Here is a 26,078-nt window from a genome sequence, read left to right as displayed (position 1 = left end):
GTGACCTGCCTCCCGGTGGGTCGGCGTGTGAGGCGACCGGGAGGCAGGCCACCGGGGTGTCGGCGGCCCTGGGGCGGGCGGTTCCGGGACTCGGTCGGCCGTCGGCCCCGTGGCCGCCGTCGACCTCCTTCGCGTCCGACCGTCTGCTCGGACGCCCTCGGGGCGACGGCCGGTCGCGGCCACGCGGGTGAGTGTGCGGGGCGGCCTCGGGTACGCGGGGGAGTAGTTCCACAGCCAAGCCCCCGCAAGCGGCCGGAGGACACGATGACCGACCCGTACCCCGACCCCGTCCCGCCCGGGCCGACGCCGGGCCCCGACCCCGTCCCTCCGGAGCCCTTCCCGAGCCCGGAGCCCTTCCCCAGCCCGGTGCCCACGCCCGAGCCGCAGCCCCCCGGCCCGCAGCCGCCCGGCCCGGATCCGGCGCCGCCCCCGCAGCCGCCGGGCCCGTCGCCGTCGCCGATCCCGCCGGGGCCGGAGCCCGTCCCCAGCCCGGAACCGGGCCCGCCCCTCACCTGACCTGACCGGCGCGGCGGCGGTGGGCGGCCCCGACACCGCTCACCGCCACCGCCGGCGGGCGCTTCCCGGGGCACGGGTGCCGGGGCGCGGATCCCGAATCCCGGGAGCTGCGCCTACGCCTCCACCTCCGAGCGGTCCCCGCCCCACAGCGTGTGGAACGCGCCCTCCCGGTCCACCCTCCGGTACGTGTGCGCCCCGAAGAAGTCCCGCTGCCCCTGCGTGAGCGCCGCGGGCAGCCGCTCCGCCCGCAGGGCGTCGTAGTACGCCAGTGCCGCGGCGAAGCCGGGAGTCGGAACGCCCTGCAGCGTCGCCGACACCAGCACCTCGCGCCACGCGTCCTGCGCCGCCGCGATCTCGGAGGCGAACGTCGCGTCGGAGAGCAGGCTCGGCAGGTCGGCCCGGGCGTCGTACGCGGCGCGGATCCGGTCCAGGAAGGCCGCGCGGATGATGCAGCCGCCCCGCCAGATCGAGGAGACGGCGCCGAGGTCGACGTCCCAGCCGTACTCCTCGCTGCCCGCCGCGATCTCGTGGAAGCCCTGCGTGTACGACACGATCTTGGAGGCGTACAGCGCCTGCTCCACCCGGTCGGCGAACGCCTGTGCCTCCGCCTCGCCGAGCGCGGCGGCCTTCGGTCCCGCCAGACCGCGCGAGGCCTCGCGCAGACCCGCGTGTCCCGACAGCGACCGCGCGAAGACCGCCTCCGCGATCCCCGACACCGGAACCCCGAGGTCGAGCGCGATCTGGACGGTCCAGCGGCCGGTGCCCTTCTGCTCGGCCTGGTCCACGACGACGTCCACGAAGGGCCTGCCGGTCGCCGCGTCCACGTGGGACAGCACCTCGGCGGTGATCTCGATCAGGTAGGAGTCGAGGCGGCCCGTGTTCCAGGTGCGGAAGATGTCCGCGATCTGCGCGGGCTCGTACCCGGCGACGTCGCGCAGCAGCTGGTACGCCTCGCCGATGAGCTGCATGTCGGCGTACTCGATGCCGTTGTGCACCATCTTCACGAAGTGGCCCGCGCCGTCGGGTCCCACGTGGGTGACGCAGGGCGCTCCGTCCGCGGCCTTGGCGGAGATCTTCTCCAGCATCGGGCCCAGCGACTCGTACGACTCGGGGGAACCGCCCGGCATGACGCTCGGGCCGTGCAGCGCGCCCTCCTCGCCGCCGGAGATGCCGGCGCCGACGAAGTGGAGCCCCTGTTCGCGCAGTTCGCGCTCACGGCGCCGGGTGTCGGCGAAGTGCGCGTTGCCGCCGTCGATGATCATGTCGCCGGGCTCGAGCAGCGGCGCGAACTCCCGGATCACGGCGTCGGTGGGCTCACCCGCCTTGACCATGACGACCAGGCGGCGGGGTCGTTCCAGCGCCGCGACGAAGTCCTTGGCGGTCTCGGCCGCCACGAACTCGCCCTCGTGACCGAACTCCTCCACCAGCGCGTGGGTGCGGGCCGCCGTGCGGTTGTGCACCGCGACCGCGTAACCGTTGCGTGCGAAGTTGCGGGCGAGATTGCGGCCCATCACCGCGAGTCCCGTGACGCCGATCTGGGCTGAAGTGCTCATAGCGGGTGGCTCCTCCAGGGGTGCGCATCGGTAGCGTGCTGTCATCCTGTCGTCCTCGGGTCCATCTTGACGGTTTCCCGTGCCGATTCGTTCCGTGACCGGCCCGCGTGGGCCTCCCGGCGGCCCTCGCGGTGGCCTTCCCGGCGGCGGTCGCGCTCCCGACGGCGCCGGAGCGGCCGGTTGTCGTCTTGTCATGGCCTGTTCGCAGCCCATACTTTTGCCGCTCCTGACGCACTGTCGAGGGGGACCCCATGGCCGTACGCGGCCGGCACCGCCGGTATCAGCCGAACAGGATCAACCGCGCCTCACTCACCGTCACGGCGGGCGGCGCCGGCATGGCGATACCGCTCATGGGCGCGGCGACCGCGCAGGCGGCCGACGCCGACACCTGGGACAAGGTCGCCGCCTGCGAGTCGACGAACGACTGGGACATCAACTCCGGCAACGGCTACTACGGCGGACTGCAGTTCACTCAGTCCACGTGGGAGGCGTACGGCGGCACGCGGTATGCGCCCCGAGCGGATCTGGCCACCAGGGACCAGCAGATCGCCGTGGCCGAGAAGGTGCTCGACGGGCAGGGGCCCGGCGCGTGGCCGGCGTGCTCGGTGCGGGCCGGCCTGAGCCGCGGCGGCGACGCCCCCGACGTCCACCCGAACGGCTCGGGGAAGACGGCCGCGAAGAGCGGCAAGAGCGACAAGAGCGGCACGTCCCGGGCGACCGGGGCGACCGGGGCGAAGAAGTCCGGCACGTCGAGGACGTCCCTGGACGACGTGCGGCCGCAGAGCACCCCGCAGTCCCGTGCCGGCACCGCGGAGATGTACACGGTCGTCCGCGGCGACACCCTGTCCGGCATCGCCGACGACGAGGACGTCCGCGGCGGCTGGCAGGGCCTGTACGCGGCTAACCGGACGGTCATCGGCGCCGACCCCGACCTGATCCTGCCCGGTCAGCGGCTCAGTCTGCGGGCCGGGGCGACGCCGGCCGGCGGCACCGCGAGCAGTCACGGCAAGCCGAGCGGTCATGGCAGACCGAGCGGCCAGGGCGAGCAGCACAAGCAGAGCAAACCGGCCAAGAACTCCAAGGACTCCAGGAACTCCAAGGGCGCCAAGGCGGAGAAGCGCGACGGCGGGTCGTCGGCCGGGCGTTCCTTCGTGGCTCCCGTCGACGCGGCCACCGGAACGCGGTACCACGCCTCCGGTTCGTCCTGGTCGAAGGGCTACCACACCGGGGTCGACTTCCCCGTGGCCACGGGGACGACGGTGAAGGCGGTCGCGGCCGGGGAAGTGGTGAGCGCGGGCTGGGGCGGATCGTTCGGCTACCAGGTGGTCATCCGGCACGGCGACGGCCGCTACACCCAGTACGCCCACCTGTCGGCCATCTCCGTGCGGGACGGCCAGTCGGTGGGCGCCGGTCAGCGCATCGGCCGGTCCGGCTCCACGGGCAACAGCACGGGCCCGCATCTGCACTTCGAGGTGCGGACGGGGCCCGGTTTCGGATCGGACGTCGACCCGGTGGCGTATCTGAGGGCCGGCGGCGTCAGGATTTGATCCGCACCCGGTGCCGGTCCACCGTGACCGGCACCGGGATGTGCAGCCCCCCGTAGAGCGGGGTGTACAACGACGGCAGGACGGCGGCCGTCACGGCGGCGGCCGACTGCCCGGCGCGCGCGTCCTCGTACAGATCGCCCAGGCCTTCCAGACCGCCCAGGCCTTCCAGGTCACTCAGGTCGCTCAGGTCTTCCAGATCGTCGCGGGAGCCGTCGTACCGGCCGTCGCGGAGGCGGTCGTCCGCCCCGCGTGCCTTCCCGTCGGCGACCGAGGCGGAGATCAGAAGGTCCGGGCCGGTCCCGGAGACGAGACGGTCCGGGCCGGTCCCGGCCGTGGCATTCGGTTCCACGGCGAGGGCGGCAGGCGCCGGGAACGCCGTAGGCGCCCGGAACGCCGGAGCCGCGGCAGGCGCGGGGAACCGTACAGGCGCCGGGAGCGGTGCAGTCGCGGCAGCCGGCGCCGGGACGGCCGTCGTGACGCTGTCGGGCTGCGTGCGCGCGGTCGGCACACCGGGCGTCTCCGGCTCCGGCTGTGCCTGCGTGGTCTGCAGGCGCTCCGTCGTGAGCAGGATCAGTCCGCCCGCCGCCACCACGGCGCAGCCCAGGGCGAGCACGGTGCCCGTGGTGCCGTGGCGGAAGGTCTCGCCGAACATCGTGATGCCGACCGCGGCCGCCACCACCGGGTTGATCACGGTCAGCGTGGCCAGCGGCGCGGCGAGGCCGGCGCCCCGGTAGGACGCCTGGGAGAGCAGCATGCCGGCCGTCGCCAGCACCCCGATGACGGCCAGCGAGGGGATGTCGGCCGCCGAGACGCCGTCCGTCCAGTCGACCGCGACGGTCTTAGTGAACACCGACGACATGCCGAAGGCGATGCCCGACGCGGTCGCCAGCAGCACGCTGCGGACCACCGGGTGCCGGTGCGCGGCGCGTCCGGCGATCATCAGGGCGACCACCGCGGCGGCGGTGACCACGGCCACCGTGATCCGCTGGGGAGTGGTCAGCGACTGTGCGTCGGCCGCCCCGACCAGGGACAGCAGGCCCGCGAGACCGACCGTCGCCATGATCGCGCCCCGCCAGGCCGTCGTCCCGGCCCGGCGGCCGACGAACAGCGCGGCCATGGGCAGCGCGAACACGATCGTCAGCGCGCCCAGCGGCTGGACCAGGCTGAGCGGACCGTAGGCGAGCGCCACCACGTGCAGGAGTCCGCCGAGGCCGTTCAGCGCGACCGCGGCCCACCAGCCCGGGCGGCGCAGCGGAGCGTATTCCTCGTCGGGGGAGGACACCGCCACCTGCTCCTGCACGATCGCCCCGCCCGCGTAAGCGACAGCGGAGACGAGCGACAGGACCACGGACAACGCGAGGGCGCTCATGAGCTGCTCCTCTGCGTGAGGCGGGGGCACTCGGCCCGGCGCGGCGTACGGTCGGCTCTCATAACCAACACGATGCCTTGTCGATCTGTTCCCGTCGTCGTCCCTGAGCACGCAATGAGTCCTACTGCCGATGGAGTACGAAAGGCCCTGCGTCCTCCCTCAGACGGGTGACGGACCAGGGATCCCCCTGACCCCGGCCCCTGGCCTCCCTTGGTACTACTGGACTTCGTGGACCTCGACCCCGAACTCGCCCTGCTCCGCCCGCTCGGCGGTTTCTTCGCCGTGCGCACGCCACTAGGGAGCCCAGGAGAGCCCGACCGGCGGCCGGCCACCCTCGCGCAGGCCTACGCACGGACTCCGGCGCCGCCTTCGCAGGGGGCCGCCGGGAGCGCCGGAGCGGAACGTCACCACGACCCGTTGGCCTTTCGTGTCCGAAAAGTGACCCGCGCGCTGCGGGCCCCCGAGGAGCGGATCGGCGCGTCGGTGGCGCAGCAGGGGCTGGCGGCCCGGCTGTGGTCGGTCGCTCTGGGCTGCACCGTCCTGTACGGGCGCGTTCCCGACCTGGCCCCCGAGCTGCTGCGCTGGGACCCGGACGCGACCGCCCCGGACGACCTGTGGCTGACGCGGGTGCGTGCCCGGCCCGGCGGCGCGGCGGGCGTGGCCGATTCCGTGGCGGGCGTGGCCGAGTCGGTGGCGGAGACCGTCCTGGAGGACCATCTCGAACCGCTCTCCGCTGCCCTGCGCGCCCGCTGCCCGGTCGCGCCCGGCCTGCTGCGCGGCAACGCCGCCTCCGCCCTCGCCGCGACGGCACGTCTGCTGGCCGGGTGGGCGGACGAGCACGGCCGCCCCGACGTCGCCGCACGCACGCGTGACCTCACCGCGGCGCTCCTCGCCCACCCGCTCCTCACGGACGCCGGCACGCTGTCCGACGGCGTCTTCCGCCGCCGCAGCTGCTGCCTGTACTACCGGGTCCCCGGCGCAGGCGTCTGCGGCGACTGTTGCTTCACACGATCCCCGCGCTCTTCCCCGCGCGCCCCGTCTGGGTGACCATGAAGGGAGTCGGCCGCTGAGACTGGGGGTTCCGGGTGCGAGTAGGCCTGCTGACCCGGGAGTATCCCCCGGACGTGTACGGCGGCGCGGGCGTCCATGTGGAGTTCCTCGCCCGCGAGTTGCGACGGCTGATCGACCTCGACGTGCACTGCTGGGGCGAGGGCCGCACGGACGGGGTGCAGCGGCACCGGCCGTGGTCGGCCCTGGACGGCGCCAACGACGCGCTGCGCACCTTCTCGGTCGACCTGGGCATGGCGGCCGCCCTCGAAGGGCGTGAACTCGTCCACTCCCACACCTGGTACGCGAACCTCGCCGGTCATCTCGCCAAGGAGCTGTACGGCGTCCCGCACGTGGTGACCGCGCACTCGCTGGAGCCGCTGCGGCCCTGGAAGGCCGAGCAACTCGGCGGTGGCTACGCCCTGTCGAGCTGGGCCGAGCGGACCGCGGTGGAGGCCGCCGACGCGGTGATCGCCGTCTCCGGCGCGATGCGCGAGGACATCCTCGCCTGCTACCCCTCGCTCGCCCCGGAGCGGGTCCACGTCGTGCACAACGGCATCGACACGGCGCTCTACCGGCCCGACCACGGCACGGACGCGCTGCGCCGGATCGGCCTCGACCCGGACCGGCCGTTCGTGCTGTTCGTCGGCCGGATCACCCGGCAGAAGGGCGTGCCGCATCTGCTGCGCGCCGTACGGGACATCGATCCCGCGGCGCAGGTCGTGCTGTGCGCCGGAGCCCCCGACACCCCTGAGATCGAGCGGGAGTTCCGCGATCTCTTCACCGAGCTGCGCGGCTCCCGGGACGGGGTGCACTGGATCCCGAAGATGCTGCCGCGCCCCGAGGTGATCCAACTGCTCACGCACGCGGCCGTCTTCGTCTGCCCCTCGGTGTACGAGCCGCTGGGCATCGTCAACCTGGAGGCGATGGCCTGCGGCACGCCCGTGGTGGCCTCCCGGGTCGGCGGGATCCCGGAGGTCGTCGAGGACGGGGTGACGGGCAGGCTGGTGACCGTCGACGAGGATTTCGAGGCGAGCCTCGCGGGCGCGCTGGACGGGATCCTCGGCGATCCGGCGGCCGCGGCGCGGATGGGCGAGGCCGGACGGGCGCGTGCGGTGGGGGAGTTCGGCTGGGACGCGGTGGCGCGGCGGACGGTCCGGCTGTATCAGGAGATCGCCAAACAGGCGTAGGGAGCCCCGCGCCGGGGCAGCCATGGGTATCCGACCAGGGTGAGGAGAGCGGCCATGCGGCGTGGAGGACCTACGGTGCTCGGGATCGTGCTGGCGGGCGGTGAGGGCAAGCGGCTGATGCCGCTCACCGCCGACCGGGCCAAGCCCGCGGTCACGTTCGGCGGCACCTACCGGCTCGTCGACTTCGTCCTGTCGAATCTCGTCAACGCCGACATCCTGCGCATCTGCGTGCTGACGCAGTACAAGTCGCACTCGCTGGACCGGCACATCACGACGACGTGGCGCATGTCGAGCCTGCTCGGCAACTACGTGACCCCCGTCCCGGCGCAGCAGCGGCTCGGCCCGCGCTGGTACCTCGGCAGCGCCGACGCCATCCTGCAGTCGCTGAACCTGATCTACGACGAACGGCCCGAGTACGTGGCCGTGTTCGGCGCCGACCACGTCTACCGCATGGATCCGCGCCAGATGCTCGCCCAGCACATCGAGAGCGGCGCGGGCGTCACCGTGGCGGGCATCCGGGTCCCGCGGGGCGAGTCCTCGTCCTTCGGGGTGATCACCCCCGGTTCGGACGGTCAGACGGTCGAGCGCTTCCTGGAGAAGCCGGCCGACCCGCCGGGGCTCGCCGACGACCCGGATTCGGTGTTCGCGTCGATGGGCAACTACATCTTCACCACCAAGGCCCTCATAGAGGCGCTCCAGCGGGACGCCGAGGACGAGTCGTCCGTGCACGACATGGGCGGCTCGATCCTCCCCCAGCTCACCGACCGCGGCGAGGCGGGGCTGTACGACTTCAGCGAGAACCACGTCCCCGGCGAGACCACCCGGGACCAGGGCTACTGGCGGGACGTCGGCACGCTCGACGCGTACTACGACGCCCATATGGACCTGATCGCCGAGCGCCCGGCGTTCAACCTGTACAACCGCAGCTGGCCGATCTACACCCACTCGGGCCAGCTCTCCCCGGCGCGTTTCAACGCGGGAGGCATCGCCGGTGAGTCGATCATCAGTTCGGGGTGCCTGATCCGTGGACAGGTGACCCGGTCGGTGCTGTCGCCGGGGGTGGTGGTCGACCCGGGCGCGGTCGTCCAGGGCTCGATCCTGCACGACAACGTGCACATCGGACGGGGCGCCGTGGTGCGCGGGGCGGTCCTGGACAAGAACGTCGACGTCCCTCCGGGCGCGACCATCGGCGTGAACCCGGAGCGGGACGCGGAGCTGTACACGGTGTCCCCGGGCGGGGTGATCGCCCTGGGTAAGGGCTGCTTGGTGTCATGAACTTAATCCGATGTTAACTGTGCGTAGCCTGATCGTGCTTGACCGTAATCGCCTCCGAGGGGTTGACTGGCTCCCACCCGTCCTTCGCTCAACCCGTCCTCGACGCGAGGCAAGTCCGTGACTGCTGATGATCTGCTGGCCCCCCTCGACCTGGCGTTCTGGAACCTCGAGTCGGCCGAGCACCCCATGCACCTGGCCGCGCTCGGTGTCTTCTCGGCGCACTCGCCCGCCGCGGGCGCCCACGCGGCCGACCTGCTCGCGTCCCGGGCGTCCGGCGTCCCCGGGCTGCGGATGCGGATCCGGGACGTGTGGCAGCCGCTCGCCTTCGGGGGAGCGGTGCGCGAGGCCGACCCGGACTTCGACCCCCGCCACCACGTCCGTCTGCACGCCCCGACGGCCGACTTCCAGACCGTGGCCGGCCGCCTCATGGAACGGCCGCTGGAGCGCGGCCGTCCGCCCTGGGAGGCGCACGTCCTGCCGAGCGAGGACGGCGCCTCCTTCGCCGTCCTCTTCAAGTTCCACCACGCTCTCGCCGACGGTCTGCGCGCCCTGACGCTGGCCGCGGCCGTCCTCGACCCGATGGACCTGCCCGAGCGCCGGCCCCGCCCGGCCGAGCCCGCCCGGCGGCTCATCCCCGACGTGGACCGGCTGCGCGGACTGCTGCGCGGGGCCGTCTCCGACGTGGGCCGCGCCCTCGACATCGGCGCCTCGCTCGCCGTCTCCGGCCTCGGCGTGCGCTCGAGCACCGCGCTCACCGCCGAGGCCAGCGGCACCCGCCGCACCGCCGGCGTGGTCATCGACCTCGACGACGTGCACCGGATCCGCAAGGTCGCCGGCGGCACCGTCAACGACGTGCTGATCGCGGTCGTCGCCGGCGCCCTGCGCCGCTGGCTCGACGAGCGCGGGGACGGCAGCGCGGGCGTGCGGCCGCGCGCCCTGATCCCCGTGTCCCAGCGTCGCCCGCGCACCGCCCACCCGCAGGGCAACCGGCTCTCCGGGTACGTGGTGCGGCTTCCGGTGGACGACCCGGACCCGCTCGGCAGGCTCGCCCACGTCCGCACCGCCATGGACCGCAACAAGGACGCCGGGCCGCACCGGGGCGCGGGCGCCGTCGCCCTGCTCGCCGACCACGTCCCGGCTCTCGGCCACCGGCTCGGCGGGCCGCTGGCCGGCCAGGCCGCCCGCTTCTGGTTCGACATCCTCGTCACCAGCGTCCCGCTGCCCAGCCTCGGCCTGAAACTCGGCGGGAACCCGGTCGACGAGGTCTTCCCCTACGCGCCGCTGGCCCGCGGCCAGGCCCTGGCCGTCGCCGTCTCCACCTACCGCGGCCGCGTCCACTACGGGCTCGTCGCCGACGCCGAGGCGGTGCCCGACCTCGACCGGGTCGCCCACGCGCTGAGCGCCGAGGTGGAGACGCTCATCACGGCCTGCGGCCCTTGACGGGAACGCGTTTGGAGGACGGGCGCGGCGCTCCGTAAAATTCCCCCTTCGTAAGGCGGGCGCGGTCGGAGCGCCGCCCGGGTGAGCAGGGAAGCGGCAGCGCGATGACGGTGACAGAGGACAACTCGGCGGCGATCACCGAGGAGGCCGTGGACACGGTCGTGCACGGGCCCGGCATCGATCCCGAGCGGCTCGCCGTCTGCCTCGGCGTGCTGGAGGAGCTCGACAAGCTCGACGTGGACCACCCGGACGCGATCGCCGTGCGCCGGGCCACCGCGGGCGTCTACCGCACCGTCAAGCAGCGCCGCCGCCAGGAGCGCCGGGCCGCCAAGACCGCCCACGACAAGTCGGTCACCGAGGCCACCGCGACCGGCTCCGCCCAGCGCATCGACGACGAGACCGAGGGCATCCTGCCGTCGTCCGTCACCGAGGAGGGCAGGATCGCCGGGATACTCCAGCGACCGCGCTCCTGCTACACCTGCAAGACCCGCTACGTCGAGGTCGACTACTTCTACCACCAGCTCTGTCCCGAGTGCGCCCGCCTCAACCGCGACAAGCGCGACGTGCGCGCCGACCTCACCGGCAAGCGTGCGCTGCTCACCGGCGGCCGCGCCAAGATCGGCATGTACATCGCGCTGCGGCTGCTGCGCGACGGCGCGCACACCACGATCACCACGCGGTTCCCGAAGGACGCCATCCGCCGTTTCAAGGCCATGGACGACTCGGCCGACTGGCTCCACCGCCTGGAGGTCGTCGGCATCGACCTGCGCGACCCGGCGCAGGCCGTGGCCCTCGCCGAGCAGGTCGCCGCGGCGGGTCCGCTCGACATCCTCATCAACAACGCCACCCAGACCGTGCGCCGGCTGCCCTCCGCGTACGCCGCGCTGGTGGGCGGCGAGAGCGCCCCGCTGCCCGCCGGCGAACTGCCCGCGCACCACGTCATCGGCGCGTTCGGCTCCGGCGCCGTCGACGGGCTCGCCGCGCTGCCGATCGGCGCCGGCGCCCTGGACGCGCAGCAGGTCGCCGAGCTCGCCCTGGTCGCGGGCAACGCCAGCGTCGCCCGGCACCTCGACGGCACGGCCATCGACGCGGGCGGTCTGGTCCCCGACGTCGTCGACACCAACACCTGGGTGCAGACCATCGAGCAGATCTCCCCGGTGGAGCTGCTCGAGACCCAGCTGTGCAACTACACGTCGCCGTTCATCCTGATCAGCAAGCTCCGGCCGGCGATGGCCGAGGCCGCCGCGAAGGCCGGCAGCGGGCGCGCGTACGTCGTGAACGTCTCGGCCATGGAGGGCGTCTTCGGCCGTGGCTACAAGGGCGCCGGGCACCCGAACACGAACGCCGCCAAGGCCGCGATGAACATGGTGACCCGCACCAGCGCGCAGGAGATGTTCCAGACCGACGGCATCCTCATGACCTCCGTCGACACCGGCTGGATCACCGACGAGCGCCCGCACTACGACAAGCTGCGCCTCGCGGAGGAGGGCTTCCACGCGCCCCTCGACCTGGTGGACGGCGCGGCCCGGGTCTACGACCCGGTCGTGCGGGGCGAGGCCGGCGAGGACCTGTACGGGGTCTTCCTCAAGGACTACGCGCCGGGCAAGTGGTGACCTGAGGCCCTTACCGCTGAGCCGGAGCCGATGCCGGAGCCGGATCGGGACCCGGCTCAGCGGCGGGCCCGCGCGTCACCCGGCGCCCGGCTCCTGGCGTGCTGCGCGTGCCGCCCGCACCCGCGTGCCGCCGTCCACCAGCAGGTCCGCGCCGGTGATCCACCGGGCCTCGTCCGAGCACAGCCACAGCACCGCCCCGGCCACGTCCTGCGGCTCGCCGATGCGCCCGAGCGGAAGCTCCCGCGCGACCGCCCGCTCCCTCGGCTCCCAGACGAACCGCGCCATCTCCGTGCGGACGAGGCCGGGGGAGACGGAGTTCACCCGCACCCCCGGCCCCAGCTCGCCCGCCAGCTGCTGGGTGAGGTGCAGCAGGGCCGCCTTGCTGGTGCCGTACGCGCCGACGCCCGGCCCCACATGACCGGCGCCCTCGGTGCAGACGCTGACCACGGCCCCGCCGTGCTCGCGCATCCAGCGCCGCCACGCGCACTGCACCAGCCGTAACGGGGCCTCGACGTTCACGGCGAACGCCTCCCGCCAGACGTCCGGGTCGGCGTCCATGAGGGGGCCGTACGGCTGGTTTGTCGCCGCGTTGTTCACCAGGACGTCCAGCCGCCCGAAGGAGCGCAGACACAGGTCGGTGAGCTCCTCGGGATGACCGGGGTCCGCGACGCTCCCGGCCAGCCCCACCCCGCCCAGCTCGGCGGCGGCGCGCCGCACCTCGTCGGGGTCCCGTGCGCTCACGCACACCCGCGCCCCGGCGTCACGGAGCGCCCGGGCCACCGCCCATCCGATGCCCCGCGTGCCCCCGGCGACGAGGGCGGCCCTGCCGCGCAACCCGTACGACGACGACGTCATCGGCGTACGGTCTCACGGCGGGCTCCCAACCGACAGGCCCAGGAAGGGAGTTGTGTACGAGTCGTAGGTCCCGCCGGCGCCCGCCCCCGCCGCTGCCGGGCGATCGCCGTCCGGCTCGGCGGGGCCGGATGGGCGGGGAGGGCAGGGCGGGGCGGGCCGTCGGACGGCACGCGGGACCGGGAGAGGCGTTCGGCGGCATACGCCGTCCGGGTGAACTCAAAGGGTGTGAAAGCGATGAAAAGGGTTCAATTCACTGGCGGGGGCTGGTGAGTGGCGCGCCACGGTTGTGTCAAATCTTCAGGCCCTATCGAGCGGCGCCCCGCTCATTTGGTTAATGTATAGCGGACGGACAGCAGGACGGAGTGCCACCCACACCCACCGTCCGTCTGGGACAAGCCGGTTCACCACGGCCAGCTCTCCTGGGAGTCACCGGCGCCACCGTGTCGCCACCGACTCCAGCCAGACCCGAGGGAGCGTTCAGCGCCGGACCGCAGACTGGCCGGCACGCCCCGAGGGTGACCCGACACATAAGGAGTGCGCGGTGACACCGGAGAAGACGAATCGCGAGCAACGCCCCAAGGAACGCACGGAGCGGGCCGGCCGCAGGCCCGGCGAGATCGGCAGCCTCGACGTGTGGGCCCGCTCCGCCCCCATCCGCCTGGCCGGCTACGAGGACGACCTGGCCGAGGACCACATCCTGCCCAGCGTGGACTGAACCCACGGATCGCGCTTCGCGCGGTCACCGCCGCATGGGCGTGCGCACCCACCCGAGCCACGCCCATGCCGCCCCGCACCTGCCCCCGCATCCGCCCCGGCCGACGTGGCCGGGGCCGGCCCGTGTGGGCCTCAGGGCGTGTCCTGGTCGAGCGGCGCCGTGCGCCGCCAGGGGCGCAGGCTCTCCAGCTGCTCCGCCACGCGCAGCAGCCGCGCCTCCGATCCCGGCCGTCCGACCAGCTGGACGGCCGCGGGCGCACCGGACGGCAGCGTGCCGAACGGCACCGCCATGGCCGGCCAGCCGGTCAGGTTCCACGGCGGGGTCAGCGGCGAGTAGTTCGTGTTCGCCAGGACGTTGCGCAGCCAGCCCCGCTCGTGCCACGGCGCGGCCTTCGGCGACCGCCGCGCCAGCGCCGGGGTGAGCAGCACGTCGTACTCCGCGAAGAACGGCTCCAGCCGCCGCCGCAGTTCCTCGCGCGCCGAGCCCTCGCGCACCCCGTTCAGGAAGCGCCGGCCGAGCGCCGCGTGCACCCGGGTGCGGCGGGTGAGCTGACGGGCGTCGAGGGCGGCCGCGTCCACGGCCGTGCCCGCCGTCCAGTGGGCGAGCGAGGTCACGCCCAGCGACAGCGGATAGGGCGGGTCGGCCCGGCGCACGAGGTGCCCCGCCTTCATCAGCACGCCGGCCGCGTCCCGGGCCGCGCCCGCGTAGGGAGCGCTCACCGCGACCCCGGCCAGCGGACTGCGCACGGAGACCGCGATCCGCAGCGCCCCGGGGCCGTCGGCCGCCGTGACGTCGGCCGCCGTGACGTCCGTGTCCGCGAGCACGGAGAGCATCAGCCGCACGTCCGCCACCGTGGTCGCCAGCGGGCCGTTCTCCGACATGCCGAACCAGTCGCCGTCCCCGATCCCGGCCGGGACCACCCCGTGGCCCGGCTTCACGGTCACCAGGCCGCAGTTGGCCGCCGGGATGCGCAGCGAGCCCATGCCGTCGTTGCCGAGCGCGATCGGCGTCATCCCGGCGGCGACCGCGGCCGCGCTCCCGCCGGAGGAGCCGCCCGCCGTGCGGGAGAGGTCCCACGGATTGCGGGCGGCGCCGTGGACGCCCTCCGTGGTGCCGAACACGCACAGTTCCGGCACGTTGGTCAGCCCGACGACCACCGCGCCGGCCGCGCGCAGCCGGGCCACGGTGACATGGTCGGCGGCGGACGGGACGTCGGACGTCGCCGCCGAGCCGACGCGCATGGCCTCGCCCCGCACGCCGAGGTTGTCCTTGACCGCCACCGGGACCCCGGCCAGCGCCAGCTCGCCCAGGTCGGCCCGGGCGGCCACCTCGTCGGCCTCCGCGAGCGCGGCCTCGGCCCGCACCGCGCGGAACGCGCCGACGCGGCCGTCCAGTCGCTCGATCCGCGCGAGGTGCTCCGCCACCACCTCCCGGGGAGTGACCTGCTTGTCCCGCACGGCGGCGGCGATCTCGACGGCGGTCCGGCCGACCCAGGCAGCCACGGCAGCTCCTCTGCACTACTCGCGAGTACGTAGGGAGAACTGTGCCCCGGCGGACGCCCCGCGTCGAGAGGGTCCGGATCTTCGGGTCACGCGGCCCGTGCCCACGGCCTCCGAGCCGTGCGTGCGCCTACGGCGTCCGGGCCGCGTTCGCGAGCCGGGTCGGCGGGAGGTACTCGCGCACATACGTCCGATCCCACCACGCGCCCGTCTCCCGCAGCTCGCTCCAGGTCGTGAACCGGTAGCGGAACAGGCGGGCGCGGACGTGGCGCGGGGGCTCGCCGGGCGGGAACGGGGAACGGCGCAGCAGCCTCAGCGTGTCGCGGTCGTTCTCCAGCAGCCGTTCCACCAGGGCGGCGAACCACGTCCCGGCGTAGGCGGGGGAGAGCGCCGCGAACCACATCATCCAGTCCAGGCGCAGATGGTAGGGGGCGAACTGGCGCGGCCGGCGCCGTGGATCGCCCGGCTTGCCCTTGAACTCGTACTCCCGCCAGTCGGAGTCCTCGCGGGGCACGGCGTCGAGCGTGCCCTCGACCACCACCTCGTAGCGGATGCGGCTGACGCTGCCGAACGCGCCGTAGGTGTTGACCAGGTGGAGCGGGTCGAAGGACCGGTTCATCACCTGTCGGCGGGAGAGCATGTTGAGCACCGGCCGGTGGCTGAGGAAGAGCAGGGCGGCGGCGACGGCGAGGACGGTGACCTCGTACCAGAGCGGGGCGTCGGGGCCCGGGCCGTGGCCGGCGGGCAGTGCCAGCGCCGGGACCGCCAGGACGACGGTGATCCAGTTCAGCCAGGCGAAGTTGCCCGACAGCACCAGCCACAGCTGGGTGAGGATCATCAGCGTCGCTGCCGCCGTCGCCACCGGCTGAGGGGCGAACAGCGCGAACGACACGATGAGTTGGGTGACGTGGTTCGCCGCCGCCTCGACGCGGTGCAGCGGCTTGGGCAGACGGTGGAAGAACCAGCTCAGCGGGCCGGGCATGGGCTGCGTCTCGTGGTGGTGGTAGAGGCAGGTCAGCTTTCGCCAACACACGTCTCCCCGCATTTTGATCAGCCCCGCGCCGAACTCGACCCGGAACAGGATCCAGCGGATCAGGAAGAGCACGACGACCGGCGGGGCCACCTCGTCGTTGCCGAGGAACACCGCGAGGAAGCCGGTCTCCAGCAGCAGGGACTCCCAGCCGAACCCGTACCAGGTCTGGCCCACGTTGACGATCGACAGGTACAGCGCCCACGGCGCCAGCCACAGCGCCATCGCCGCCCAGAGCGGCACCACAGCGTCGACGCCGGCCAGCAGCGCCGCCGACACCGCGCACCCCGTCCACGCGCAGCCCGCGAACAGCCGGTCGGAGTAGCGCAGCTGGAACAGGCTGGGCGCCCGCCGAAAGGGCGTGCGCTCGAGGAACCGGGGCGCCGGCAGCATGCCCCGCTCCCCGAGCAGCGCCCGGAACTGCAGCGCCGCTGCGAGGAACGCGACCACGTACAGGCCCGCCAGGGCGCGCTGGAAGACCAGCCGGCTCAGCCAGTAGTCGGGTGCGGTGAACCAGTCCACGGCCGTCGCGCTCCTTCGCTCAGATCCCGCCCCGTCCGGGACAGGGCCTTCCTCGACGCCGATCGTCACGGTGCGTGTCCGTCTGCTCCGCTTGCGTGACCCGTGCGGATCAAGCAGACAATAGTGGGCGAACCACTTCGGTTCGATCTGTTCGGACGATGCGGAGCACGTGGTGCGCCTACCCACAGCCACTCTCCTCACCGCCTGCGCGCTCTCGGCGGCGCTCGTCGTCGCCTGTCGCGGCGGCGAGGCGACGAACCACACGATGCCGGGCTCGGAGGTCGTCCTCCCGGCCGCCGACGACCGCCCCGTCTTCGACGGTCCCCTCGCCGGCGAGCCGGGGCCCGACGCCGACGCCGACGGCCCGGACCTCGACCGCGGGCTCGACCCCGGCTCGTACGACCCCGGCTCCTTCGACCCCGACGCGATCGGCCCCGAGACCGTGCCGGAGGTGCCCGACCCGCTCGACGGCGGCGGGCTGATCCCGGACGGGCCCGACGAGTCCGGCGAGTCCGGCGGACTCGACGCGCTGGACGAGCCGGACGAGCCGGACCGGTCGGGCGGCCCCGGTCCGTCCGTCGCCCCCGACCGGTCCGACGCCGTCTTCGGCAGTCCCGTCGACGTCGCCCGCGGCTGACCGTGGCCGCAGGCCCGACGCTCCCCGGTCGAATAATCGGGCAAATCCTGGCAAGGTGGGCCCATGGCTGATCGGGGAGCGAGGGCCCTGGCACTCCCGGACGACTGGCCCGCCCACCCGGATCCGATCCTGGCGCTCAATCGCATGGGCGGCTTCGACTGGGACCTGGACTCCGGCGTGTTCCTGATGGACGCCCGGGCCCACGAGATCTTCGACCTGCGCCCCGACGAGTACGACGGCGACCCGGCGTCGCTCGCCGTGCGCGTCCCGCCGAACGAGGCCGGCCGTCTGGACGAGCTGGTCTCCCAGGCCATCAAGGACGGCAGCGAGAACTACGGCGCCTACTTCCGCCTGCGACTGCGCGACGGCACCCTGCGCTGGACCCACACCCAGGGCCACATCCGGCGCGACGGCACCGGCCGCCCGCGCCGGATCGTCGGCATCATCCGCGACGCCACCGAGGAGCTCCACGACCTCGCCGCCCGCCACGAGGCGGCCGCCCTCGACGACGCGCGCCGCGAGCAGACCAACGTCGTCCAGCTCACCACGGCGGCCCTCGCGCACGCCCGCACCGTCCAGGACGTCATCGACGTGCTCAAGGACACCCACGGCCTCACCCACCTCGGGGCGACCAGCCTCGTCATGGGCCTGGTCGAGGCCGGCCGCATCCGGCTCATCGCCGAGGGGCCGGAGGGCAGCTTCGTGCCCGGCACGCTGGTCACCCGGATCGACGAGCCCTATCCGATGAGCGAGGTCGTGCGGACCCTCACCCCCCGCTTCATCGAGTCGCCCGAGGAGTTCGCCGACGGCTACCCCGTGCTGTGGCCGCATCTCACCGACCTGAGGATCACCTCGGCGGCCTATCTGCCGCTCATCGTGCAGGCTCGCCCCATCGGCGCGATGGGCCTGCTCTACAGCGACCGGCACGGCTTCACGCCCGAGGAGCGCAACATCCTCGTCGCCCTCGGCTCCAGCATCGCGCAGAGCCTGCAGCGGGCCATGTTCTACGAGCAGGAGAAGGACATCGCCCAGGGCCTCCAACAGGCCATGCTCCCGCGCACCATCCCCGGCGTGCGCGGCGCCGACGTGGCCGTCCGCTACCGAGCCGCCACCATAGGCGGCGCGAACGGCCGGGACATCGGCGGCGACTGGTACGACGTGATCCCGCTGCCCGGCGGCCGGGTCGGCGCGGTCATCGGCGACGTCCAGGGCCACGACACGCACGCGGCCGCCGTCATGGGCCAGCTGCGCATCGTGCTGAGGGCCTACGCGGCCGAGGGGCACACCCCGGCGGCCGTGATGGCCCGGGCCTCCGTCTTCCTGCACGAACTCGACACCGACCGCTTCGCGACCTGCCTTTACGCGGAGGCGGACCTGTCCACCGGGGTCGTCCAGCTGGTCCGCGCCGGGCACATCGAGCCCCTGCTGCGCGGCCCGGACGGGAACTGCCGGCGCGTCCCGGTGCCCGGGGGACTGCCGCTCGGCCTGTCCGCCGAGTTCGGCAGTCTCGGGTACCCGGTCGGCACGGTGGAGCTCGACCCCGGGCACACCCTGCTGATGTGCACCGACGGGCTGGTCGAACAGCCCGGCGTCGACCTCGACGACGGCATGCGGACCCTCGCCGCCTTCATCGCCGCGGGGCCCGAGGACGTACGCGAGCTCGCCGACCGGCTCATCGAGATCGCCGAGGAGCGCGGCGGGGACGACGACGTGGCCCTCCTGCTGCTGCGCCGGCGCGACCCGGACAACCCGCAGTCCGGCAACCGGCTCCAGCAGCACGTGGCGCCCGGCGACCCGGAGGCGCTCACCGAGGCACGGCACATGATCCGTGCCGCCGTCCGCTCCTGGGGGGCCCGGGACCGCTCCGACGAGATCGAGCTGGTCGCCGACGAGCTCGTCACCAACGCCCTCATGCACACCGAGGGCGCGGCGATCGTCACCCTGCGCGCGCTGACCGGCGGCGACCGCCGGCTGCGCGTGGAGGTCGAGGACTCCTCCAGCGCGCTGCCCCGCCGCCGCGACGCCGGCGAGTCGGGCGTCTCCGGCCGCGGCCTGCTGCTGGTGGACCTGCTCACCGACGGCTGGGGAGTGGAGGCGCGGGGCGGCGGGAAGTGCGTGTGGTGCGAGTTCGTCGTGCACGAGCACCACTGAGCCCGCGTGGCACTCTGGACGTATGCCGGAACTTCCCGAGGTGGAGGCACTCAAGGACTTCCTGGCCGAGCATCTGGTCGGCCACGAGATCGTGCGCGTGCTGCCTGTCGCGATCAGCGTGCTGAAGACGTACGACCCGCCCGTCACCGCGCTGGACGGGCAGGAGGTCACCGCCGTGCACCGGCACGGCAAGTTCCTCGACCTGACGACCGCGGGCGGCCTGCACCTCGTCACCCATCTCGCCCGCGCGGGCTGGCTGCACTGGAAGGACCGCCTCCCCGACGGTCGGCCCCGCCCCGGCAAGGGCCCTCTCGCCCTGCGGGTCGCCCTGGAGACCGGCGAGGGCTTCGACCTCACCGAGGCCGGCACCCAGAAGCGGCTCTCGGTGTACGTGGTCCGCGATCCGCAGGAGGTGCCCGGCGTCGCCCGGCTGGGCCCCGACCCGCTCGCCGCCGACTTCGACGAGGCCCGCTTCGCCGCCCTGCTCGCGGGGGAACGCCGTCAGCTCAAGGGCGCCCTGCGCGACCAGAGCCTGATCGCCGGCGTCGGCAACGCGTACAGCGACGAGATCCTGCACGCGGCGAGGATGTCCCCGTTCAAGCTGGCGGCCTCCCTGACGCCGGGGGAGATCCACACTCTCCACGAGGCCCTGCGCACGACGCTGACGGAGGCGGTCGAACGCTCGCGGGGCCTGGCGGCGGGGCGGCTGAAGGCCGAGAAGAAGAGCGGTCTGCGCGTCCACGGCCGGGCCGGCCAACCGTGCCCGGTCTGCGGCGACACCGTCCGGGAGGTCTCCTTCAGCGACTCCTCGCTCCAGTACTGCCCCACCTGCCAGACGGGCGGCCGCCCACTGGCCGACCGAAGGATGTCCCGTCTGCTGAAGTAGCGGGCGGGCCCGCTGCGGTCGCCCCGCGTCGCCCCCGTGGGCCCTGCCGTCACACGGAGCCGGGCCGCGGCTGCGGCGGCGCCTCGGGACGCGGCGCCCCCGCCGGTCCGGGCGATGCGCGCCGGGCGGCGAGACGGACGGCGGCCGCGCCGACGGCGAAGGCCACCACGGGGACGGCGAGCAGCCGGGTGGCGAGCACGATCGGGATGTCCCCGCTCGGCGAAAGCGCGGCGAGCGCCGCGGCGGCCGTCGCGGTGACGCACACGGTCGTCCACCAGAGCGCCGGGCGGCGCTGGACCAGGGGCGGCGGGCCGTGCCAGCGGTGCAGCAGGCCGCGGCGGCCGATGTGGACCGACGCCCAGATCCAGCCGGCCAGTCCGGCCGCCGACGACACCGTGTGCAGGACGACCCACCAGGGGACGCCCGCCGCCACGGGGTGGCCGAGGGCGGCGAACCCCACCGTGGTGCCTGCCAGTTGATCGTGCGTGAGGTCGTCCCACAGGCGGTGGGTCACCGCGCCGAGCCACGCCGACGACACCGTCACGTACCAGGGACGGCGGACCGTGCCGAGGACGCCGTACGCGCGCCACCGCCTCGGCAGGTGGGCGGCGGCCGCCGGGGCGCTCAGGCGGATCAGCAGGGCCGCCGCGACGCTCAGCGGCACACACCACACCGCAAGGCCCGCCCAGGCGTGGCCGTAGGTCGCAAGCGGCGCGCCCGCCGCGTAGGGGAGGTCGGGCGCCGTGGATCCGACCACGAGCGCGACCCCGTCGAACCAGCGCGGGCGCGACAGCTTCAGCGGCATCACCGCCGCCGCATGGGAAGGGAACGTCAACGGCACCGCCCCATCGTCGCCGCCCTCGCGCCCCAGGATCCGCGGATCGACGGATCGACGGGGACGTCGACTTGCGCGACGGTCGTCGTGGCAAGACGCTGGAATCGTCCGCTCGGACGAATCCTCGAGATGAGCACGGTCCGGCAGGTCATGTCCCCCGCGGGAGAGCAGATGTGCGCCCCCGGCCGTCCGCGCGAGCCGGCGTCGAGGACGATGCGGCTCCCCGCCCGCGTCTCGGACTGTGCCGAGAAGGAACATCACCATGGACACACGAGTCGAGTACGACACGAAGATCCCTCGCTACTGCGCCCAACCGGCGCAGACACAGCCCGTGTTGCGCCCCGACCTCGGCCCCGACCGGGCCGCCGCGATACAGCTGGTCGGGACGAAATGGGTCAACGGCACCGTCCTGCACTATGCGTTCCTCGACCGGGGCGGGGACATCGGCGGTCCGGAGCAGCTGGAGGAGGTGCGCCACGCCTTCGACAAGTGGAAGTCCCTCGGCATCGGGCTGGAGTTCAGGGAGGTCGACGATCCGGGCGAGGCCGAGATCCGGATCGCGTTCATCGAACGGGAGGGCTCCGCCTCGTTCGTGGGCACGGACGCCCTGACGATCGCCACGACCGAGCACACGATGAGCTTCGGCTGGAAGCTGAACACCCCGTACGGCAGGGCCACGGCGCTGCACGAGATCGGTCACGCGATCGGTTTCGCCCACGAGCACCAGAACCCGTTCGCGGGCATCGAGTGGGACGACGAGGCCGTCTACACGGAACTGGCGGGGCTGCCCAACGAGTGGCCTCGGGAGGTCACCTTCCACAACATCCTGCGCAAGCTCTCGAAGACGCAGGTGACCGGTTCCGCCTGGGATCCGGAATCGATCATGGAGTACGGCTTCCCGCCCGGCCTGATCCGCAAGCCGGAGAAGTACGGCCGCGAGGGCATCGAGTCACCGCTCGACCTCTCCGCCGTGGACAAGGACCACGTGCTGCGCTGGTATCCGGCGCTGGTGGCCAGGCCGACGAGGCTCGAGCCGTTCCAGTCGCACCCGCTCCAGCTGTCCTCGGGCGAGCAGGCCGACTTCGAGATCGTCCCCACCCAGACCCGGAAGTACGAGATCGGCGCCTTCGGCCAGGCGGACGCCAGGCTGGTCCTCTTCGAGGAACGCGACGGCGAACCGCGCTATCTGACCGCCGAGGACGACAGCGGACAGGACCGCAACAGCCGCATCGAGGTACGGCTCGTCAAGGGCCGTCGCTATGTGGCCAGGGTCCGCCTGTACTCCGCGTGGGGCGGCGGCGGAGCGGCCCTCATGTACTGGTGAGGCGGACAGGTACTGGTGAGGCGGCGCCGGAGTGACCTGAACTCACTCCGGCCCGGTCACCGCGCGGGAAGCGTGACGAGGTGCTCGCCGCCCGCCGTGCGCAGCTCGTAGCGGGCGATCTCTTCGGGGTGCCAGGCCGCGGCGCCCTGCATGGTGTTGGGGCGGGCGTCGTGCAGGGGGACGGTCCAGCTGGTGACGGTCTGCTCGGAGCCGTCGACGCCGACCGCGATCAGACGGCAGGCACGCGGGCCCGCGCCGTCCTTGACCTCCAGCTGCACATGGCTGCCCCAGGCCTCGTTCTCGGTGGTGATCTGGGCCCAGACCCCGGACTTCTCGTCCGTAGCGGTGAGCCGCACGGCGTCCGTGCCGCCGTCGCCGCTGCCGCCCCCCGCCATCATCGCGATCACGGGACCGGCGAGGGCCACCACCACGGAGGCGGCCACGGCGTACAGCACGCGCCGGCGCACCGCCCGGTGCCGGGCCGCCACCTCGGCGATCAGCCGGTCGAGGAGCTGCGGGCCGGGCCCGGCGAAGGGGTGGACGGCGCGCGGGGTGGCGCGCCGGTAGAGCATCATCTGCCGTGCGGTGGGCCCGAACTCGGTGACCTGCGCCGCACACTGAGGACACTCCATGAGGTGGTCCTCGAAGCGGAAAGCCTCTGCTTCGTCCAGCACGCCGAGCGCGTACGCGCCGACGTCGCGATGCCTTTCCAGGGACCTCATGCCGAAACCTCGTGCCGTTGAGTGCCAGTGGGGTTACTCGTTGCTCCCACCGGTACGCACCTGGCAGAGGAATCACTCAAGCCGCGTACCGAATCGTGACCCAGATGTTCGGAGCGGTCCGGCCCGCGGATTGGTGCGAGTCTAGAAAAGATGAATCGCCAGGTGGCCGAGTGGCAGACCGAGCTGCCAGGCGGGCGTCCAGACCTTGGGTCCGTCGTCCTCGCCGACGCCGAGGGAGCCGCCCGGCACCGCGTTGAGGTCGGGGGCGAGCAGCTCCGTCTCCTCCAGCCAGCGCCAGGCCGCGGCGGCGAGTTCCAGATCGGGCGCGGGCCCCTCCGCCGCGGACGCCTCGTCCGTCAGTTGTGACATACGTGCGCCGACCCAGTCCTGCCATGGCTGGTCGTACGCCGTGAGCGAAAGCCAGGTCTCCAGTTGGGTCACGACCCGGATGCCGGGCAGTTCGCCGTCCGTGTCGGACAGGAAGATCGTCAGTGCCAGGGCGTCGCGCCCGGCGCGGAACTCGAAGGACGTCGGCGGCATGAGATCACCGGTCCGCAGCAGTTCGTCCGCGATGTACTCGGCGTACAACCAGGCCATGGGGACGGTCAGTTCGCCGCCGCCGGTGCCGTCCGTGCTCTGGTGCCCTCTGTGCAGCATCCCTTCCTGCCTTCCTCCGGTGCGTGCGCTTCGCCCGTCGCCGGGACGCTGGAGACCCGCTTCCCGGACCCGCCGGAACACGGATAAGGACACCCGATTACCCAACGGGGGTCCTCGGCAAGGCGCTTTGCGAAGGCTTGACCCGACCGTGGGTTTCAGTGCAGGTCGGCCGCGTATCCCGGAAGCACCCGGCGCAGGGCGCGCAGCGCGTAGTACGCGCGGGACTTCACGGTACCGGGCGGAATGCCGAGCGTTTCGGCGGCCTCCGCCACACTCGCCCCTCGGAAATACACCAGCACCAGGACTTCACGGTGCTCCGGAGTGAGAGTCTTCACAGCCTCGCGCACGTCGAGGGCGGCGGCCGCCCGCTCGGCGTGGTCGGCGCAGACCGGCGCGTTCTCCAGCACCGCGTCGCCGACCTCGGCGGGCCGGGCCTGGCGGGCCCGCCGTGCGTCGATCGCGAGGCGCCGGCCGACGGTGAGCAGCCAGGGCCGCACGGAGTCGAAGGCGTCGGCGCGCAGCGCCTCCGGATGCTGCCAGGCGCGCACGAGCGTCTCCTGGACCAGGTCCTCGGCGCGCTGGCGGTCGCCGTCGCACAGCCGCAGCAGCAGCGCGAAGAGCGGCCGGCCGTGCTCGCGCTGGAGCGCGGCGAGCTCGTGTTCGGCGGTCGTCGTCCGGGCGTTGAGGGCGGCGGTGGCGGTCATGGGCGTATGGCATCGCAAGGGGCCGGTTCAAGACAGGGCGCGCACAGGGGCGTGCGGCGGACGGTCGATCGCGTCGACGAACGGTTCGACGAACGGTCCCGGCTACGCCGATCGCGGGCATCGCCCGTGGACGAAGGGAGTGCCGCACCGGTCGGCCGTCCCGTATCGACTAGTAGTGAGACATGCATAAATATGACAATTCGGATGGCCGGGGGTGATCCGGTGATCGCGCGCAGACATCAGGTGGCCCTGGCCCTGACGGTCGTCCTCACCGCGGCCGCCGCCTGCCAGGCGCAGGACCACCGGCCGGGAGAACGGGCCGGACGCCCGGCGCCCGCAGGCGCCCGCGGCTTCACCCTCGTCGCCTCCGGCGACATCCTTCCCCACACCACCGTCATCGACCGCGCCCGCTTCGACGGCGGCGGCGTCGCCTACGACTTCCGCCCCATGCTGGCGGGGATCGCCCCCGTCGTCTCCCGCGCCGACGTGGCCCTGTGCCACATGGAGACGGTGTACGGCGCGAACGGCGACTACACCGGCTACCCCGTCTTCAAGTCCCCGCCCGAGATCGCCGCCGCCCTCGCCGCCACCGGCTACGACGGCTGCTCCACCGCCTCCAACCACAGCCTCGACGACGGAGCCGCAGGCGTGCAGCGCACCCTGGACGCGCTCGACGCCGCCGGAGTGCGGCACGCCGGCACCGCGCGCACCGAGGCCGAGGGCAACTCGGTCACCCTGCTGCGCGCGGGCCCGGCCCTGGTCGCCCACCTCGCCTACACCTACGACACCAACGGCTACCCCCTTCCCCCCGGGCAGCCCTGGACCGTCAACGTGATCGACGAGAACCGCATCCTCGCCGACGCCAAGGTCGCCCGGAAGGCGGGCGCGGACGTGGTGGTCGTCTCCGTGCACTGGGGGACCGAATGGCAGGACGCCCCCGACGACCGTCAACTCGCCCTCGCCCGCACGCTCACCGGCTCCCGCACCGACGGCCGCCCCGACATCGACCTGATCCTCGGGACCCACGCCCACGTCCCCCAGGCCTACGAGAAGGTCAACGGCACCTGGGTCGTCTACGGCATGGGCGACCAGATCGCCGGCGAGATGTTCAACCACCAGGGCGCCCAGGACGCACGCGGCAACCAGTCCACCGCAGCCCGCTTCACCTTCGCCCCGCCCGCCCGGACCGGGGGCCGCTGGGAGGTGCGCAGGGCCGAGTTCGTGCCGCAGATGTTCGACGTCGACGCGGGACGGGTCGTCGACCTGAACAAGGCCCTCGCCCAGGGCGCCGGCGTCCAGGGGGTGCGCGACCGGATCAGGGACGTCGTCCTCAGCAGGGGCGCGGCCAAGGACGGGCTGGTGATGGGGAAGTAGGACGGGGCGCCGCGGCGGGGCCCGACCATGGGTGGACCGGGCCCGACGGGGCCCGACCGGGCCGGCACGGGACGGGACGGCGGGTCACGGCACCACCGTCACCGGCCAGCGCCCCGCCTTCACCAGCCGCACCGCGACCGAGCCCACGATCCGGTGCCCGGCCTGCTCGGAGGCGCCCACCACCACCGCGTCCGCCTTCAGCCGGTCCGCCGCCTTCGCCAGGCCGCTGAAGGGGTCGCCGTGGAAGGTGTGGAACTCCCAGCGCACGTCGAATATCCCGCGGGTGCGCTCGGTGGCCTCGCGGATCTGGGCGACCAGGTCCTCGGCGACGGCGTCGGTCGTCTGCGCGACCGGCGCGCCCAGCGCGGCGCCCGCCGTCATCACCGGCTGCACGTACACCACGGCCAGCAGCGCGTGCTGGCGACGGGCCAGCCCGCCGGCGTACGCCGCCGCGCGCAGCGAGGAGTCCGATCCGTCCACGCCGACGAGGACGACCTTGGGACCGTCGGTGCCTCGCTCGAACTGGTGCGCGGGCTGCTGCGAGTGCTGTTCCGTCACGGCCCGAGGCTATCGGAAGCCCCAGGTCGCGCCCGTGCCGGGCCGCCCGACGGGCGGCC

General features: G+C 73.4%; 22 protein-coding genes. 12 read left to right on the top strand and 10 right to left on the bottom strand.

Annotation, left to right across the window (positions count from 1 at the left end):
• Positions 1-629 precede the first annotated feature (629 nt).
• Complete coding sequence (gnd, locus tag ABT300_RS25085) at positions 630-2,069, bottom strand: NADP-dependent phosphogluconate dehydrogenase (RefSeq protein ID WP_351679696.1); 1,440 nt, start codon at positions 2,067-2,069, stop codon at positions 630-632.
• A gap of 251 nt (positions 2,070-2,320) precedes the next feature.
• On the opposite strand from gnd, the gene ABT300_RS25080 reads away from it, so the two are divergent.
• Positions 2,321-3,616: a transglycosylase family protein gene (locus ABT300_RS25080; RefSeq protein WP_351679693.1), complete on the top strand. Its 1,296-nt coding sequence runs from the start codon at positions 2,321-2,323 to the stop codon at positions 3,614-3,616.
• Here ABT300_RS25080 and ABT300_RS25075 read toward each other — a convergent pair.
• The gene (locus tag ABT300_RS25075; RefSeq protein ID WP_351679690.1) at positions 3,606-4,985 is read right to left on the bottom strand and encodes a DMT family transporter; all 1,380 of its coding nucleotides are present in this window, start codon (positions 4,983-4,985) and stop codon (positions 3,606-3,608) included. The two genes, ABT300_RS25080 and ABT300_RS25075, sit on opposite strands and share 11 nt — an antisense overlap.
• Before the next feature lie 228 nt (positions 4,986-5,213).
• Between ABT300_RS25075 and ABT300_RS25070 the strand changes: the two genes are divergently transcribed.
• The 5 genes from ABT300_RS25070 to ABT300_RS25050 all read left to right on the top strand — a co-directional run bounded on the left by ABT300_RS25070 (position 5,214) and on the right by ABT300_RS25050 (position 11,550).
• Positions 5,214-6,032, top strand: a complete 819-nt coding sequence (locus tag ABT300_RS25070; protein ID WP_351679687.1) for a (2Fe-2S)-binding protein — start codon at positions 5,214-5,216, stop codon at positions 6,030-6,032.
• 38 nt (positions 6,033-6,070) lie between these two features.
• Positions 6,071-7,222 (top strand): glycogen synthase, encoded by a 1,152-nt coding sequence (glgA, locus tag ABT300_RS25065; RefSeq protein ID WP_351679685.1) that lies wholly within the window; start codon positions 6,071-6,073, stop codon positions 7,220-7,222.
• Between the two features lie 54 nt (positions 7,223-7,276).
• On the top strand, positions 7,277-8,497 hold the full coding sequence (glgC, locus tag ABT300_RS25060) for a glucose-1-phosphate adenylyltransferase (protein WP_351679682.1): 1,221 nt from the start codon (positions 7,277-7,279) through the stop codon (positions 8,495-8,497).
• A 117-nt stretch (positions 8,498-8,614) separates the two neighbouring features.
• Positions 8,615-9,937: a wax ester/triacylglycerol synthase family O-acyltransferase gene (locus ABT300_RS25055; RefSeq protein WP_351679679.1), complete on the top strand. Its 1,323-nt coding sequence runs from the start codon at positions 8,615-8,617 to the stop codon at positions 9,935-9,937.
• A gap of 104 nt (positions 9,938-10,041) precedes the next feature.
• Positions 10,042-11,550, top strand: coding sequence for an SDR family NAD(P)-dependent oxidoreductase (locus tag ABT300_RS25050; RefSeq protein ID WP_351679672.1), 1,509 nt, complete (start codon positions 10,042-10,044; stop codon positions 11,548-11,550).
• A 75-nt stretch (positions 11,551-11,625) separates the two neighbouring features.
• Here ABT300_RS25050 and ABT300_RS25045 read toward each other — a convergent pair whose 3' ends face one another.
• Entirely contained in the window at positions 11,626-12,405 is a 780-nt protein-coding gene (locus tag ABT300_RS25045; RefSeq protein WP_351679669.1) for an SDR family oxidoreductase, read from the bottom strand.
• A 541-nt stretch (positions 12,406-12,946) separates the two neighbouring features.
• On the opposite strand from ABT300_RS25045, the gene ABT300_RS25040 reads away from it, so the two are divergent.
• Positions 12,947-13,120, top strand: a complete 174-nt coding sequence (locus ABT300_RS25040) for a hypothetical protein (protein ID WP_107103433.1) — start codon at positions 12,947-12,949, stop codon at positions 13,118-13,120.
• Positions 13,121-13,251: 131 nt separating this feature from the next.
• Here ABT300_RS25040 and ABT300_RS25035 read toward each other — a convergent pair whose 3' ends face one another.
• Both ABT300_RS25035 and ABT300_RS25030 read right to left on the bottom strand, forming a co-directional pair.
• A complete protein-coding gene (locus ABT300_RS25035) occupies positions 13,252-14,622 on the bottom strand; it encodes an amidase (protein WP_351679664.1) in 1,371 nt (456 codons plus the stop codon).
• A gap of 127 nt (positions 14,623-14,749) precedes the next feature.
• Entirely contained in the window at positions 14,750-16,171 is a 1,422-nt protein-coding gene (locus tag ABT300_RS25030; protein ID WP_351679661.1) for a lipase maturation factor family protein, read from the bottom strand.
• Positions 16,172-16,343: 172 nt separating this feature from the next.
• On the opposite strand from ABT300_RS25030, the gene ABT300_RS25025 reads away from it, so the two are divergent.
• The 3 genes from ABT300_RS25025 (at position 16,344) to ABT300_RS25015 (ending at position 19,845) form a co-directional block, all read left to right on the top strand.
• Positions 16,344-16,808, top strand: coding sequence for a hypothetical protein (locus ABT300_RS25025; protein WP_351679658.1), 465 nt, complete (start codon positions 16,344-16,346; stop codon positions 16,806-16,808).
• Positions 16,809-16,871: 63 nt separating this feature from the next.
• Positions 16,872-18,959 (top strand): SpoIIE family protein phosphatase, encoded by a 2,088-nt coding sequence (locus ABT300_RS25020; protein ID WP_351679655.1) that lies wholly within the window; start codon positions 16,872-16,874, stop codon positions 18,957-18,959.
• A gap of 22 nt (positions 18,960-18,981) precedes the next feature.
• Entirely contained in the window at positions 18,982-19,845 is an 864-nt protein-coding gene (locus ABT300_RS25015; RefSeq protein WP_351679652.1) for an Fpg/Nei family DNA glycosylase, read from the top strand.
• Positions 19,846-19,894: 49 nt separating this feature from the next.
• Here ABT300_RS25015 and ABT300_RS25010 read toward each other — a convergent pair whose 3' ends face one another.
• A complete protein-coding gene (locus tag ABT300_RS25010; protein ID WP_351679650.1) occupies positions 19,895-20,686 on the bottom strand; it encodes a DUF4184 family protein in 792 nt (263 codons plus the stop codon).
• 256 nt (positions 20,687-20,942) lie between these two features.
• Here ABT300_RS25010 and ABT300_RS25005 point away from each other — a divergent pair, with 256 nt between their 5' ends.
• Positions 20,943-22,004, top strand: a complete 1,062-nt coding sequence (locus ABT300_RS25005; RefSeq protein WP_351679646.1) for a M12 family metallopeptidase — start codon at positions 20,943-20,945, stop codon at positions 22,002-22,004.
• A gap of 56 nt (positions 22,005-22,060) precedes the next feature.
• Here ABT300_RS25005 and ABT300_RS25000 read toward each other — a convergent pair whose 3' ends face one another.
• From ABT300_RS25000 to ABT300_RS24990, 3 genes are all read right to left on the bottom strand, one after another.
• Complete coding sequence (locus ABT300_RS25000; RefSeq protein ID WP_351679643.1) at positions 22,061-22,726, bottom strand: zf-HC2 domain-containing protein; 666 nt, start codon at positions 22,724-22,726, stop codon at positions 22,061-22,063.
• 141 nt (positions 22,727-22,867) lie between these two features.
• Positions 22,868-23,383, bottom strand: a complete 516-nt coding sequence (locus tag ABT300_RS24995; protein ID WP_351679640.1) for a hypothetical protein — start codon at positions 23,381-23,383, stop codon at positions 22,868-22,870.
• A 155-nt stretch (positions 23,384-23,538) separates the two neighbouring features.
• Positions 23,539-24,087 carry a sigma-70 family RNA polymerase sigma factor gene (locus tag ABT300_RS24990; protein WP_351679637.1) on the bottom strand — a complete coding sequence of 183 codons (549 nt, stop codon included), beginning with the start codon at positions 24,085-24,087 and terminating at the stop codon, positions 23,539-23,541.
• Between the two features lie 222 nt (positions 24,088-24,309).
• On the opposite strand from ABT300_RS24990, the gene ABT300_RS24985 reads away from it, so the two are divergent.
• On the top strand, positions 24,310-25,461 hold the full coding sequence (locus ABT300_RS24985) for a CapA family protein (RefSeq protein ID WP_351679699.1): 1,152 nt from the start codon (positions 24,310-24,312) through the stop codon (positions 25,459-25,461).
• A gap of 84 nt (positions 25,462-25,545) precedes the next feature.
• Here ABT300_RS24985 and ABT300_RS24980 read toward each other — a convergent pair whose 3' ends face one another.
• A complete protein-coding gene (locus tag ABT300_RS24980; protein WP_351679634.1) occupies positions 25,546-26,019 on the bottom strand; it encodes a universal stress protein in 474 nt (157 codons plus the stop codon).
• Positions 26,020-26,078: the final 59 nt, after the last annotated feature.

It is taken from the genome of Streptomyces sp. NPDC001027 (assembly GCF_040299045.1).
Lineage (GTDB): Bacteria > Actinomycetota > Actinomycetes > Streptomycetales > Streptomycetaceae > Streptomyces.
The sequence above is the reverse complement of the archived record's forward strand: the minus strand, read 5'-3'. Positions and strand labels throughout refer to the sequence as shown.

Excerpts from the sequence above, each read along its gene's own strand:
- ABT300_RS25015 (WP_351679652.1), top strand. The coding sequence starts at position 18,982 with ATGCCGGAACTTCCCGAGGTGGAGGCACTCAAGGACTTCCTGGCCGAG.
- ABT300_RS25050 (WP_351679672.1), top strand. The coding sequence starts at position 10,042 with ATGACGGTGACAGAGGACAACTCGGCGGCGATCACCGAGGAGGCCGTG.
- ABT300_RS25080 (WP_351679693.1), top strand. The coding sequence starts at position 2,321 with ATGGCCGTACGCGGCCGGCACCGCCGGTATCAGCCGAACAGGATCAAC.
- glgC (WP_351679682.1), top strand. The coding sequence starts at position 7,277 with ATGCGGCGTGGAGGACCTACGGTGCTCGGGATCGTGCTGGCGGGCGGT.
- ABT300_RS24990 (WP_351679637.1), bottom strand. The coding sequence starts at position 24,087 with ATGACCGCCACCGCCGCCCTCAACGCCCGGACGACGACCGCCGAACAC.
- ABT300_RS25005 (WP_351679646.1), top strand. The coding sequence starts at position 20,943 with ATGGACACACGAGTCGAGTACGACACGAAGATCCCTCGCTACTGCGCC.
- ABT300_RS24995 (WP_351679640.1), bottom strand. The coding sequence starts at position 23,383 with ATGCTGCACAGAGGGCACCAGAGCACGGACGGCACCGGCGGCGGCGAA.
- ABT300_RS25045 (WP_351679669.1), bottom strand. The coding sequence starts at position 12,405 with ATGACGTCGTCGTCGTACGGGTTGCGCGGCAGGGCCGCCCTCGTCGCC.
- gnd (WP_351679696.1), bottom strand. The coding sequence starts at position 2,069 with ATGAGCACTTCAGCCCAGATCGGCGTCACGGGACTCGCGGTGATGGGC.
- ABT300_RS25075 (WP_351679690.1), bottom strand. The coding sequence starts at position 4,985 with ATGAGCGCCCTCGCGTTGTCCGTGGTCCTGTCGCTCGTCTCCGCTGTC.
- ABT300_RS25020 (WP_351679655.1), top strand. The coding sequence starts at position 16,872 with ATGGCTGATCGGGGAGCGAGGGCCCTGGCACTCCCGGACGACTGGCCC.
- ABT300_RS25000 (WP_351679643.1), bottom strand. The coding sequence starts at position 22,726 with ATGAGGTCCCTGGAAAGGCATCGCGACGTCGGCGCGTACGCGCTCGGC.